Consider the following 14582-nt stretch of genomic DNA (forward strand, 5'->3'; position numbering starts at 1 on the left):
ATCATTTACGATCGATTTGGACGGATGTTTGCCCCTGTTCGATCGTTATCCGCTGATTCGTCGCCACATCTTTGACGACATCCACACCTCCCCCCGGCCAGTGAACTCGGATCTCATCAATTTTCGCGTTAGTCCCAACACCAAAATGCAGGTCGGAACCGAAGTGGCTTTGGTATCCCCGTCCACGGCGAACTTCGTCCACTTGCTTGTTATCGCCAGTCATGACTTCGACTCGGGCACCTACGCCTTCTCGATTTGCACGACGGCCAGCCAATCTGACGTCCAGCCAATGATGTTTTACGGGGCTGTCATTCCTGAGCAACGTGGGTCCTTCGCGAGAGTTAAGAATAACAACATCGATATCCCCGTCATTATCCAGGTCGTCAAAACCGGCGCCACGACTGCTGAGTTTCACCCGCATTCCCGATCCGGCGGAATCCGTCACATTTCGGAACTTTCCTTGCCCGGAATTTTCAAACAAAATATTCCGCGCCCGATAGGAGGTGCGATCATCGAATCGCTCAACGTTCGGATACAAGTGCCCACAGGCAACAAAAATATCTCGATCTCCGTCGTTATCAAAATCCACAAATCCATTGCCCCAGGTAACTTCTGCGTTCGTTCCTAAACCCGCGCCGCTCAGATTGGTCGTGTCTTCGAGAAAGACGCCGTTTACATTTTTGTAGAGCGTCGCCAGTTCATTTTGATAGGAGGTCACATGCAAATCAAAATGCCCATCGTTGTCAAAATCACTGCAATCAACACCCATTGTCCCCTGGATGGTTCCGGTTCGATCGTACGAAAAACCGCTTAGCAAACCGATCTCCTTGAATCGACCTTTTCCATTATTCTGAAAAACGAAATTCGCCCCCACATCGTTGCCGACAAAGAGGTCACTATCGCCATCTAAATCGAAGTCAGTCGCCACCATGCCCATCCCATAACCCAACTTACTCGCGATCCCGCTATCCTCACTGAAATCCACAAAAGTGCCGTCACCGTTGTTCCGATAAAGCGAATCAGCTTCAGGATCAAAGTCGAGTGGGCTCGCGTAAACCGAAAAGCCTTGCCGGGTACGATCGATCTGTTGGTCGTAGGAAAACTTTAAATAGTTCGCCACATAGAGATCGAGGTCACCATCCTGGTCGATATCGATAAAGCAGACGCCCGCCCCAACTCGGTCTCCATCATCGACGCCAGCCGCCTTGGCAACCTCAGTAAACGTTCCATCTCCTTCGTTTCGATAGAGTCGATTAGGGCCGAAGTTACTCACGTAAAGATCAGGATCGCCATCCTGATCAAAATCACCGACGGTCACACCGAGCCCATGCTGGTCGTCACCGACACCTGCTTGTTGAGTGACGTCGGTAAATTTCCAATTTCCATCATTGCGATAGAGCGCATTACGCACTGGCCGACTCGGTCGATCTCGAGCGGGGGCACCATTCAGGAAATAGATATCAACATCCCCGTCGCCGTCATAATCAAACAACGCTAAGCCAGCGCTGACGTACTCAACAATCAAATGGCGACCATCACTACCGTCAGAATGTTGAAATGTAATTCCCGTTTCGGATGTTACATCGGTAAGTCGAATTCGTGATTCATCAGCGTCCAACATTCCACAGCCGAGCAGCAGGAAAACAAAGCCTAGGTTGCGACGAATCATCGTTGATAAATTCGATCCGGTATGAATCACTTTTGCGACCTGCTTTTTTCTATCGAGTTTAACAACTGCCGATAGGCTGGATCATCGGGCTTCAACGCAATGGCTTTTTTAACCGAAGCGACACCCTGCGGCCCTTTTCCGTTCTTAACTTGAGCCCACCCCAACAGAAAATAGCCTTCCGCAGCCGGTTGAATTTGAAGCGATCGGGCCGCTAGTTTTTCAGCCAGTCGATTCTCGCGATTGGCGGCCAGATAAAATCTTGCCAAATGCCGGTACGGTTCCGCTTGCTTGGGTGCAATTTCCACCATTTTCTTGAAAGCCTTTTCTGCGTTCGCCAACTCACCTTTTCGGCCGTACAGGAAGGCAATTTGCCGCCAATGACTAGGGTTTTTTGGTTCCAGTTTCACCAAAGCTTCGTACTGCTCTAAAGCAGCCGACGCATTGCGTTGCTTGAGGTAGTAAGCCGCCAACGCTTGGCGAGCATTCGCGTTCGCCGGATCGGCATCGACCGCTTCTTCCCACAAACGCCGCGCCCCCGCTGGATCGGCGCGTCGATATAATTCGGCCGCTTGGACACAAGTATTCGCAAGGTGACTTCGCATCTGCTGCAAGTCATCAAACTCGGATCGCACTACCTGATCTGCAGAAATGGCCTCTTGCTCCAATTGCTCAAAGGCCTTCGAATATTTCACCAGCTCCTCACCTTGACCGAGCCGAGCACAACATTTGATTAGACCATAGTAAGCGTGTGAATGACTTCGCTGCAGCCGGATGACGTTCCGATAACTCTGTTTTGCCTTGGGAAACTCTTGCAACTGAAAATAGGATTCACCGAGTAGATAGTTGGCCTCTACGGAATTGGGCGATAATTTGATCTGGTGTCTTAGCGCCCGTTTCGCGTCTTCCGCTCTTCCTAAATTGAGTAGCGCTTCGCCCACATGGCGGAAAGCATCTTTCAAATTCGGATCGATTTCCAGCGCCTGCTTCCACAACTCGATCGCCTCTTTGTACTCCTCAGCCTTTAGAGCTTGCCTTGCAAGCTGATCAACAATGTCCGCTCGGCCTGGCTCCAGCTCCCTACACCTTTGCCAGCAGGCAATCATCTCGTCTAGTCTCCCATGGCTACTGTGCACGTATCCCATTAATCGCAGGGCCTGAAAATTGTCCGGGAAGTCAGTTACAACTTTTGTCCCGATTTCGTATTGTCTTTTTTTTAGCCCTTCCGCCTGCGCACGAACGGTTGGCTGCGGATCTTCTGTAGCCTGAGCACGAAGATGCTTTGCGCAATTCACCGTCTGGATCGGCAGCAGCAGCAGGAACATGGTGGCCCTGGGTACGACTCTTTGCAGAATGAGTCTCAAGAGAGCGTCGCTTCGAATCGCATTCATCGGTCACTCCCCTTCTCCGCAGCCCCGGCTGCCGACTCGCGAACCGTGATCACTTGACCGGGAGCTAAGTCCCGCAGTACCGTCGTCCCTCCACCAAGCCAGTTCACCTCAATTTGATCTACCCGATCTCGTTTTCCAATACCAAAATGCAGTCGCGAACCATGATGGCCCTGGTAGCCTCGTCCGCTGTGTAACTCGTCGTACAAGACCAAATCATCCGCCGTCACCTTCACCCGAGCGCCTACGCCGTCACGATTTGTCACTTTGCCCTCAAGCTTCACATCGATCCAACGGTTGTTGCCCTGACTATCATTTCGCAACAGCGTCGGCGTACCTCGCAGATTTAACACCACTGCGTCGATATCTCCATCATTGTCCAGATCATCGAAGGCAGCGCCCCGACTACTTCCCCGGACGCGCATCCCCTGTCCACCAAGACGACTAATGTTAGCGTATCGCCCCTCACCTTGATTTTCGAATAGCAAATTTGGCGTCTCGTAGGTCGCAGATTGGTCGAATTCTTCGACCGTGTCGTAAAGATGACCGCAGGCGATGTACAGATCACGATCCCCGTCATTGTCGAAATCAACAAATCCATTTCCCCAGGTTACTGGAGCGCGAGTTCCAATTCCCGCACCGGAACGACTGGTAACATCCTCGAGCAGTTTGCCACCCACATTCCGATACAATGTAGCCATTTCTCCCTGAAACGATGTGACATGAAAATCAAGAAATCCATCATTGTCGAAGTCGGCACAATCAACTCCCATGCTGGCGTGCGTCCTCCCCGAGGCGTCGTAGGCAAAGCCACTCAGTAAACCAACCTCCTTAAATTTACCCCGTCCATCATTTTGAAAAAGAAAATTCATTTGCCCATCGTTCGCGACAAAAATGTCACTGTCACCATCGAAATCATAATCGGCTGAAACAACTCCCATACCTGGCGCAGCATGCGCTCCAATCCCAGATTCGTCGCTGATGTCAGTAAAGGTTCCATCCCCATTATTACGAAAGAGCGTATTGGTCTCCGCCGGATAATCTGCCGGGCTGCCATAAATCGAATAGCCCTTTTTTGTGCGTGGTATGTGACGGTCATGGGCAAACCGGATGTAGTTGGCCGCAAACAAATCAAGATCCCCGTCCCCCTCGATGTCCAAAAAGACGACGCCCGCCCCAACGCGATTTCCATTCCCGACGTTCGCGACTTCTGTCACATCGGTAAATTTGCCGTTCCCATCATTTCGATACAGAATATTGGGGCCAAAATTATTGATGTAAAGGTCCGGATCACCATCGTTGTCATAGTCGCCAACGCTGACGCCCAACCCGTGGCCTGGATCACCGACGCCAGCCATATCAGTCACATCGGTAAACCGCCATTGACCATCATTTCGATAGAGCCGATTCGTTGGACGTTTTGTCGTCGACGATCCTGGCTGCGGAGCCCCGTTCAAAAAATAGATATCAATATCGCCATCAAGGTCATAGTCAAATAAAGCCACCCCGGCACTCATCGTTTCCACGATAAAATAGCGACCGCCACTACCGTCGGAATGTTGAAATGTAATGCCTGACTCCGACGTCACATCCGTCATTTCTATCGATTGCGCAAAGGCTTGACTCACCACGACGAGAGCAAAAATTACCCCGAAAATCGGTTGACGTAGCCACCACAGAGATTGACGCATCGCAATCCTCGAAAAGAAATACTGACTACCTTCAGGATATTCCGCGTCTGGGGTGGCGTCAAAACCGGAAGACAAATTTCCGGGCGCTGATCAACACGACAGTTACTCCAATCGAAATTTCCGGTCAGATGTCGATCAGATTGTGTCAAATTCGTCATCTGCGAGAGACAAGCTGTCAAGTTTTATCCGTAAGTCTTGCGAACCATTCGACCATTCATCAAAGAGACGGTCTCTTGCTTCTAACATCAAATCGGACGGACGTGCACCTGCATAGCGGTCAAGATCCTCGTCTGTATGATCCCGGGATGTTAACCGGTGGCGCCCTGTCGTTGGCTCGTGCAATGACAGCGGTCCCGGTAGGATCGCGGGCTGCGCCGCGGATACAAAAGATCCCCCTTGCATGGCGACGACCAAATCACTCGTGGTGAATTCGCGATCGCAATTCCAATCACCGGTCGCCCAGGTCGAATTCCCGGCCACTTGATCCTCATATTGCCCCGCTTGAAAGACCATCACCAAATCAGAGGAATCGAAAACCCCATCAAGATTCGCATCACCAAACCCAGTCTTGAGGACATCCTCCACGAGAAATGTCAGATCGGCCAAATTGACGAGACCGTCCCGATTCAAATCGCTAGACAGATCATCACTTGCGGCGGTACAAAGAAAATCGATATCCGCAAGATCCACCTTTCCGTCTTGCGTCACGTCACCGACCAGCTCACCTCTAGCGCCTGGGCTTCCGCCCATCGGTGCACTGGCTTTCCATACTTCCGCTTTACTGAGATCGGCAGCGGCGTTCGACACCGGATCGACCAATTCCAAACTGGCCCCCGCCCCATCAGCCTCTTCAGGCCACGGGGCGTCGTCTGAATAAACAAAATCGATCAAGGCAGTCCCTTGCTGATCCTCAATTCGCAATCGCTCTCCACTGTTACGGAGATTGCCGGCAAACTCGCCGACAAACGAAACGCCAGGATAACGACTCGCAAAGGCTTCCGCATTACTGACCACAACGACTCGTTGACCGGGTTGCAGCGCAGGCTGCTTAGCGCCCAGATCGTAGGTTTCGGCGGGCCCATCCGTAAAACGGACACCGGTCAGATCGAGTGTGATCGAGTCCGATGTATTCAAGAACTCTACAAACTCAAAATCATCCTGCTGCCAATCTGGGTTCACCGCTAACTCATCGGCCGTTGGTTCGGCCGGATGGTACATGACTTCCACCAATCGCAAATGATCAAACAGCGGCGATCGCTCCGCATTGCTGACCACGACGACTTGATCCGCCCCAACCTTTTCACCTTGGTAATTGAACGCTTCGAGTTCGATTTGATTCTCACCAGGCAACAGCGGGAAAGTGATCTGCCATCGTTCATCATCAAGCCAGGCGACCTCCGCAATTTCCTCTGAACCCTTTAAACGAATGGCGTGGACATCGATCCAGCCGGTTCCTTCCAGCGCAACCACAAGGTCATTCACCTGCAGTGGTCCGTTCGGATCTGCAGTAATGGCAAACGGAATCCTGGGAGCATCGCGATCGAGTCGAGAAAGTACAAATTCTGAACGGTCCTTGACATAATCCACGAAGAAATCACCGACATTTTTATGTTGCGTCATCTCTTCGTAATGCTGAGCCCAAGCCGTAAGGTATTCGGTGTTGTAGGTCGTTTGGACTAAGTCGAGCAGATGCTTATAGAACAGCCGTTTGTTATGAGGCAGCTTGATGACTCTCGCCAGATTGCTACCACCACGACCGAGGAGACTTCCGTTCGTGGAGTAATAGAACCCATGATCCACATCCCATGGAAGCGGAACCACCTTACCGTCCGGGCGGACAAACAGTTCAAGGTTATGGGCAAGTCCCATGTTGTAAGTATCGGCCGTACCGACGAGCGATTGCAACGCGAAGGTGCGCATCCAGGCATCCATATCCATAATTTCCTGCGTCGCTTCATCGAGCGATTCGCCTCTCTTCGAAAAGGCTTTTCCGAGCTCCATAATTCCATCGTAGTCATCACGCGCCCGATTGTTTTTCAGTATGAAATTATGCCGGTAAGCCTCTTTATCATCACCGAGATCTGAAATATCGGTACCCATGACCGCATTCGGCGCCTGCTTAACGGACTCGGGATTACCGTCCACCGTACTGTTCGTGTGATAGATCAACTCATACTTATAGAGTGATCCATCCCCACCGTCCTCAAAAAACGTATCGACAAAATCGCTGGAATAACGTGCCATTTTCAGGAGGGCGAGGCCCGTGTTTCCGCGACGTGGCGCATCCACGTACACGACATCGTCATACATTCCAGCGATTCCACCTGCATGATTGATTACTTGATAGATCAATAACTCGTGGGCACTGGCTCCAGGTTGCCCACGGACCCCACCACCGTTCCCATTCGAAAAGACGGCTCCCCGATCTAAGGCAATGGTTTGATGTACATCCCGAAATTTCTTTTGCGGATCGAATTGAACATTGAAGCCCGCCAATTGTCCACGACGTCCGTATCCGCTGGCACGCAATCTTACCCCCACATCATAAAATACTTCCTCGTCGTTATAGATAACCGTCGCCCCCAAGCGGCCGTTACTCATCACGTTATCCGCCCGATGGAGTGTCGAGACATCATTTCGATTCATCAGAATGCGTAGACCATGACCGGTACTATTATCAAGGGGATCATCAACCTTATACAAAGCGCGGGACGCTGCGCCTTCCGCCGGAAATGGTGTCTGAACACCACGCTGATCCGTGCCGGTGACATAAAACTGCACCGTTGCTCTCTTCGCTTGCCCGGGGATCGTCGCCTGAAAACGGCCATCCGCGTTGATTTCCATGGAAACCGATTGAAACTCTCCACTCCTCACAGCGTAATGCAGGGTCATGTCACCGATCCCATCCGCATCCACTGCATGAATCGAGACGACCACCGGTTCATCGGCTTGCGGAACGACCGGTTGATGCCTCAAGTCAGAATAGAGTGGCCCTGCGTTGTTTACCCAAGTGCTATTCTTTTCGCCTGGCGTACCCTGCCGACTATTCGTCTCCAGAACGGTCGTCGCGCCTCCCCGGGCAAAATAGAGTCTCGAATTCAGTTGAGGCGAACCGTTCACCCAGAGCGCGTCAAAGGACAGCTCATACTCTTTTGACGATGAGACCCGTACCCCATTAGCAAACGTCGATTCGCCATGATTACTCATATGCTCGGTGGGACCGGCGGCAACAATTTGCATCACCTGATTCGATTGATCTTTCGGATCGACGATCACCTGGGTTCGATTGTGATTTCCGACCCATCGCCAATGCGCTGGCGCTTCCCCAATCGAATCCTGTTCAAAATCGCCATTCTGCATTAATTGAACGGCATCCTTCGCCGGATCCTCCGTGAGCTGGATGTTGTCGAGGAGAACCTCTCCTTCATCCAGCAGACCGAGTACCAATTCATGAAAGGCCACGGGACTCGACAACCCCTCCGGATTCGCTCCCGTCATTCGGATGGAATAGGATTTCCATTGGCTATCCGGGTTTGGCACACTCGCCGACCATGCCTCGGCAATCGAGTTATCGGCGAAGGGGCTTTCGAGTTCTAAACTTGCACCCCCCCCATCCGCCGCACTCGGCCAACGCCCCCCGTCATAATAGTGGACCTGATCCAAACGGTTGTTCAGCGAATCCCGCAAAACAATCCGCTCATCGCCATTGTTCAACCGCCCTTCAAAGGGTCCGATGATGTTAGCGGCGGGATATTGTTCGGCGAGTCGCACGGGAGCTTTCGCCACCACCAAATAATTGTCGGCCGGAATGATTGTCCCTTCAGGAAATTCAAATTCCACCGCATCATCTAGCGACCAGCCGGACAGATCCACTGGCTGCAAACTTCGGTTGTACAATTCGACCCATTCTTCATTGTTTTCTTGGAATGGAGTTGCTGGCACTCCCGGTTCAACGATGGATGCTGCGGTTAATTCCAAGCCAAAAATAGCGTCCGAACTCGTTTGAGCCCGTTGCCGCAATTGCACAGAAAGACGATTTTCCCCCACCGACAATAATTCTCTCGGAATTGTGACAACGGGGCTCGCCTTGGCGTTGTTGACGGCTCCCGAGGCTTTCGTTCCTGGCTCGATCGGTCCCTTATCCAGATTGAACCGCAAGAATTCCTCACCATTCAGATAGAATACCGCACCATCATCAATCACATGCCTGATCTGAAAGCGATCCGATTGATCGAACATTTCCGCGGTGACTTCGAACTCTTTTTCGAAGTAGTATGCGAGAAAATCATCATCGTGCAATTCCGTTCCCAGTCCCGGATCAATCACCTGCCCGGTTTCAAATCCCAACAACCCTGGCCCCTGCTTCCATGATCCCCCAACAGGGTGCGCATCAACGAACCAGTTTTCTGGCAACACGTCACCCGTATCGTAGTAACGCCATTCACTATCAAATTCGATGATAGGATCCAACTCAAAGGTGGGCGGGATGCCAGTGCGAGAAAATTCTGGAATCTGATGATACATGACCTCATTTATCACGATCGAATCGGCAAGCTGAATCTGATTTTTCGCGTTAAATGATGAGGTGACTTCGTTCAGGAAGGCCCCTTCTCCATCGGGCATACGGCCGCGGGCGGACTCGCCAATATGGACTGCGTCCAGTACCAGACCGGCACCCGCATGGACTAAAGAAACCAAATCGCCTTTCGGCAGCGATGTGGGGATAGAGATGACCTGAATTCCCTGTGGAGGAAGCAACTGATCCGGCAGCGGGATTGGCTGCTCACCCACGGTCAGCAACAATTCGTTCAACGCCACCGGAGAATCGCCAAGATGAAACAGTTCGATCAGGCCGGTCTCAGCATCACTGCCACTCAGCTCATTGATCCGGACGGGCCACGAGTGTGCATCCGGATTCACCGGATATTCATCCGCGACAAGCTCCAAGCCAAAAGCCATATCCGGATCTGCGGTCAGCGCTTGATGCACCTCAACTGCCAGCAGATTCTTCCCCTTTTGCAACGGTGTCGACGAAATCACTTGAGGCTCCGACCAACTCGGATCACCCACTGATGCTTCGGCCAGACTGGAAAAGTCGACAACACCCGCTGCAAGATTATGACGCAACACTTCAACCCCGTTCAGATAAACGATCGCCCCATCGTCGAGAAAATGGCTGATGGCAAGATCAGTTTCTGCAGGATTACCCGAGAAATCGAATTCACGTCGAAAATAATGCGTGTTGGTATCGCCATTAACCTCCGTAGCGAGCGGTGACACTTCATGTCGCAACATGACGTTATCCACAAACAGGGTCCCCGTGCCGTCTTGATCGGTTTGTTGAATCGCGAGTTGAACGGATTCCGCTGACGCAGTGAACGCTTGAGTTATTAAATGATATGCCCCGGATTGTCCGACCGGCTCAATAACCGTCTCGAGTACCACGGGCCGTCCATTTAAAGCAACGACGACCTTCGGTCGCGATCCGCTTAAGGACGCGTTGACTTGAAGCCGAATCTCGTAACGATCGCCAGGGATTAGCCCATCTACGGATTGACTGAGGGTGCCTGGCCCCGTCAAATAGACAGCTGCCTGTCCATCGGGAATGGTTCCATTGTCGTGCAAAGGGCTCAGCATGGTGGACACGCCGAGCGTCCCGAAACCGGTATGAGTCCAACCCGCGATTTGATTCCCATTCAACGGGAGATCAATCGCTCCAGAAGCCTCAAAGCTGGAGTTGAAAAGCAGGACCTGCTCTTCGTCACGTGGAATAATCGAAATCGCATCGAGCAACAAAGTGTTATCACCTGTTGAGGCAAGATTTCGAATCAGCAATTGCCCGCTTTCAGCCGTAGGCGTGAACCGCACACGCGCGACCTGAAATTCCGACACTCCCCCCACAGGTTCGACAGGCGTCGGAGCCATTAACAGAGAACCCGCGTAACTCACCGACAAGATCGGATTCGCACCACAACAGGCCCGGGCGTTGTAATGAAACTCCAGCCAATATTCTTGATCTAAGGAGAATCCTTCCAGCACTTGGGAGAGCGATCCCCGCTTCTGGATAAAGCCTACCTGCTTCTGATCGGGAATCTGTCCGTTGTCCGCAAAGGGTCGACTTTGAGTCGTTGTTGGATTGATGCCAACTCGCCCCAAATGAGTCCATCCATCAATCTCACCATAGCCAACATCTCCGTGTACATTGGCTTCAAAACTCGGATTCTGAATGACGATCGACTGCGCTTCGCCGTCGATGCTGTTTCCTCCGGGTCGGTTGATGCTAGGGAATTCCCCGGCGTAAAGAGGCGATTCGCCTGTTGTCCACTCTTCATCTCCGTATTCCAGTGAGACCCAGTTTGCGGGGAGCGACTGGCCAGCATCGTTAACTCGCCAGATCGCATCACCGGCGGCGATGACCGTAGAAGTTGGCGTGGGATCGAATTCGGGAAAGTTCTCAGCACCCGGGGTCCCACCGATAAAGCCACTGCTCGTCCAATTCACGGCGGCGCCACTCCCCGCCTGTGCCTCGATCTTAGCGAGACTGGCTCCCGAACCATCAGCTGCCGCCGGCCAAACTCCACCGTCGTCGAAATCGATCGTGTCCATGACACGATTACTGATATTGCGGAGCACTAGTCGCTCGCCTGAATTGCTCAGCTGCCCTTCGTACGGCCCCAGCAGGAGTGAATCCTGATGGACTTCTCCCATTCGGCTTGGGTCCTTCGCGATCACGACATAGCCGCCCCCGGGAATGGTCGTCCGGGCCGGTAACTGAAAATCGATCCCCTCAACCTTCCACCCAGAAACATCCATATTGACTGCCATCTGGTTGTGCAGTTCGATCCATTCCGTTTGACTCTCAGTGTTAGCTGGATGGTATAACAACTCGTTGAATACGACAGTACTGTCCAATACTCGCCGGTCTTCCAATTGCTCTATTCTGCCCTTTCGCTGGTTCAATTTACGTCGCCTACGCCCCATCGAAACTACTCCCAAAACAACCTTGTCAAGACTTAGTCAGCTAGTGGACATGTATACGCCAACACCCAACAAATCACCAGGAAATTCGCTCTACACGAAAGACAAAATAGAAAAGGCCCGGGAGATTTTCCCAGGCCTTTTTTATTCTTAGCGCCGAATCAACTATGACCGTCGTCGGGCCAGTGAGACGAGACCGAGCAAACCAATTGCGATCAATGATGTCGAACACGGTTCGGGAACGATCGAGATAGAAACATTATCGAGCAACAACGTCGCGTCCCCACCCGCACCTGCGGCCGCCTGGACTCGAAAATCAACATCCGTGGTCTCTGCGGTAAGCGCGATGTTCACCGTATACCAAGGATTTTCATCGCCAACCGGTGGAACCACACCGGGGGGCGGAAATAGATCGACTGAAGAACCCGCCAACTCATCGTTGAAGTAGACCTCCGCAATCGGAAAATCACCGCAGCAATTTCGGGAATTGAATTGGGCAGTCACTATGTAATCCTGTCCTACGACAAACCCGCTTACTGTCTGCTCGAGCGTGGATGCTCCCTGCAAGAATGCCACGTGAGTATCGTTTCCTCCGTTATCTCGGAACGGCGCCGGACTTTCGTGATCGCTGGAGATTGGGTTAATGCCATTGCCGCCGGTACCTACCCAACCATGGATCTGGGCCGGATTGTCTCCGCCAACATAACCGGGCCAGACGGCGAAACCTTCTGTTTCCGATTCAAAATCACCATTAACCACCATCGGGGCGGCGGACAATGAAAGCGACATCGCCACCAAAATAGCGGACACAAGAGCCATCCTGAACATCTGAAAAATGAGTTTCATCGAGGGAATCTCCCGGGGCAATCGAACGAAGCTGATCAAAAAAAAAACGTTGTTCGAGAAACGCTAACAAATAGCGTCTCTCGGACAACGTCCAATGATGTAGCTTCGATCAGCAGCGGCCCCAATTTTTACAAGGAATAAAACACAAACAATTTGCTGTCGAGCTGATTATAAAAGACTCAGGTTGGTTCATCAAGAAAAATAAGATTTAATTCTGGCTTCTCCCTGATCCCGCGTAGTCAACCTTTCTTAACAGAGCCGTCCCTCATTCATTGACTTTGAATTGTCTGCAGGGCCTGCTTCCATTTCGCAGCCGACTTTCGGTCCCTTTGCTTGACGGCGAGCACGTAGGCCCGTCGAACGGTTTTGACAGCATCTGCCTTTCGCCCTGCCGCCAGCTGAGCAGTCACGAGCGTGTCAAGCACGGGCAATGATTGATAACTCGTCTGTTCTGCTGCGGCTAACGCCAGCTCTACGGCTTCACTGTGGCTCTGCTTCGATCCACCGGGCTTGGTTGCCAATTGCCAGGCCAGATTGTTCTTCACCGCAAGGTTATCCGGCTCACGTGACAAAGCGGCACGGTAAAGGGGTACCACAAATTCGGTGCGTTTCCCTTCCTGAGACAACCGACTCGCTAATTGACTGGTCAAAGTGACGAAGCCTGGCTGCGTTGCCAACACAGCTTGATTCGCAGTTACATAGTGGGCTGCATCGACGAGTTCCCCCTGCTTCAGCATCAGTCCAGCAAGCCGAATCGGTGCATTGAGTGTTCGTGCACGAAACCATCGACCGGGAAACGGCAGCGCGGCCTCATACCGATCTTTTCCGTCCAAGCCTAATTGGCGCAGATGGCGTTCGAGCAAATTAAAATCAATAGCTCCCCGATAGATCGCGGCCAAACGGCCTTCCGCATCGATGAGAAAACTAGTCGGGATCACAAGTTGGCGTTTTTGTGCAAACAGAGTTTCATCCAAAAACTGCAATCGGTTTACCATCGTTTCCGCAGCGACACCCAAGATCACAGAATCGCTTAATGGTTCCACTGCCTGCTTGAGACTCTTCACGCGTCGTGAGGACTCCTCCACCGAAATGTCGGGACCTTCCACAGCCAGCGCAAGCACGTTGAGCGGTAGCCGCGTCCGAGTCTTAAACTCGGTCAATTCGACGAGTTCGTTTACGCAGGGTGCACACCAAGTCGCCCAAAAATTGACGAGTAACGGCGTCTGGCTATGCTTAAGATTCAAACGCTTACCATCGAGCGAGAAGTAGGACAAACGTGGCACGGGCAGACGACTGGCAAGCAAGATCTGGGCCACTTCTGTCGGTTCAGGAAGGTCCAGCGGGTGCACTTCATTCGCCTGCATCTTGAACTGATTCCTTACCAGAGGCCGCGCAACACCCGTCCCTTGTTGACAGAGATACTTCCCATTCGGTTCGCACCCAAGAAAGTATTCAACCCGTCCTCCCGGCCAATGGACAGCAACGCTTTCAATCTTTTCGGCGGCTCCCAAGCCCAGCACGAGTCGTTTTGACGATTGGGAAAGGAACCCCTCACCCGCTCGAAGAACCTTATCAATCTGATTGGGTGTGCTTTGTGCGGGGAGTTGTACAACGACACGTGCGCCGATCGCATCTCGGTTACAATCCTGCCCCACCAGAGTCAGAGATAAGGAACGGTTACCCGTAACCTGATCGTTACTTAGATAGCGGATGCGAGGTGCGGTACGATTCATCGCAAAAACGTCCAGGTCACCGTCGTCATCCCAATCTGTCATCGCCAAACCACGTCCATCATCTGAAAAATCAAATCCGGTTAGCTTTGAGACCGTGGCAAATTGGCGTCCGTTGTTGGGACCAGGAACATTCAAGAAGGCGCAATTTCGTTCGTTACCGCTTAATGATCCCCCGCTATTGATCAACTGATCCAGCTTTTTTAACTCGCGTCGATAGACGGCATTTGCCCCACCCGTTTCCTGCCCGAGACTGCCGTCTGTGGGAGACTGCGACACGACC

General features: G+C 52.2%; 6 protein-coding genes. All 6 read right to left on the reverse strand.

The window, feature by feature from the left end; genetic code table 11:
• Position 1: 1 nt before the first annotated feature.
• The 6 genes from P8N76_15950 to P8N76_15975 all read right to left on the reverse strand — a co-directional run bounded on the left by P8N76_15950 (position 2) and on the right by P8N76_15975 (position 14578).
• A complete protein-coding gene (locus P8N76_15950) occupies positions 2 to 1669 on the reverse strand; it encodes a CRTAC1 family protein (GenBank protein MDG2383162.1) in 1668 nt (555 codons plus the stop codon).
• A gap of 26 nt (positions 1670 to 1695) precedes the next feature.
• Positions 1696 to 3057, reverse strand: a complete 1362-nt coding sequence (locus P8N76_15955; protein ID MDG2383163.1) for a tetratricopeptide repeat protein — start codon at positions 3055 to 3057, stop codon at positions 1696 to 1698.
• Positions 3054 to 4745 carry a CRTAC1 family protein gene (locus P8N76_15960; GenBank protein MDG2383164.1) on the reverse strand — a complete coding sequence of 564 codons (1692 nt, stop codon included), beginning with the start codon at positions 4743 to 4745 and terminating at the stop codon, positions 3054 to 3056. Before P8N76_15960 ends, P8N76_15955 begins: the two co-directional genes overlap by 4 nt.
• Positions 4746 to 4880: 135 nt before the next feature.
• Positions 4881 to 11726, reverse strand: coding sequence for a lamin tail domain-containing protein (locus tag P8N76_15965; protein ID MDG2383165.1), 6846 nt, complete (start codon positions 11724 to 11726; stop codon positions 4881 to 4883).
• A 162-nt stretch (positions 11727 to 11888) separates the two neighbouring features.
• Positions 11889 to 12569, reverse strand: a complete 681-nt coding sequence (locus P8N76_15970; GenBank protein ID MDG2383166.1) for a hypothetical protein — start codon at positions 12567 to 12569, stop codon at positions 11889 to 11891.
• A gap of 269 nt (positions 12570 to 12838) precedes the next feature.
• Positions 12839 to 14578 carry an ASPIC/UnbV domain-containing protein gene (locus P8N76_15975; GenBank protein MDG2383167.1) on the reverse strand — a complete coding sequence of 580 codons (1740 nt, stop codon included), beginning with the start codon at positions 14576 to 14578 and terminating at the stop codon, positions 12839 to 12841.
• Between the last annotated feature and the right edge of the window lie 4 nt (positions 14579 to 14582).

This window comes from Pirellulaceae bacterium, assembly GCA_029243025.1.
Taxonomy (GTDB): Bacteria; Planctomycetota; Planctomycetia; order Pirellulales; family Pirellulaceae.

Coding starts and splice junctions, on each gene's coding strand:
- P8N76_15950 (MDG2383162.1), bottom strand. CDS start 1,669: ATGATTCGTCGCAACCTAGGCTTTGTTTTCCTGCTGCTCGGCTGTGGA.
- P8N76_15955 (MDG2383163.1), bottom strand. CDS start 3,057: ATGAATGCGATTCGAAGCGACGCTCTCTTGAGACTCATTCTGCAAAGA.
- P8N76_15960 (MDG2383164.1), bottom strand. CDS start 4,745: ATGCGTCAATCTCTGTGGTGGCTACGTCAACCGATTTTCGGGGTAATT.
- P8N76_15965 (MDG2383165.1), bottom strand. CDS start 11,726: ATGGGGCGTAGGCGACGTAAATTGAACCAGCGAAAGGGCAGAATAGAG.
- P8N76_15970 (MDG2383166.1), bottom strand. CDS start 12,569: ATGAAACTCATTTTTCAGATGTTCAGGATGGCTCTTGTGTCCGCTATT.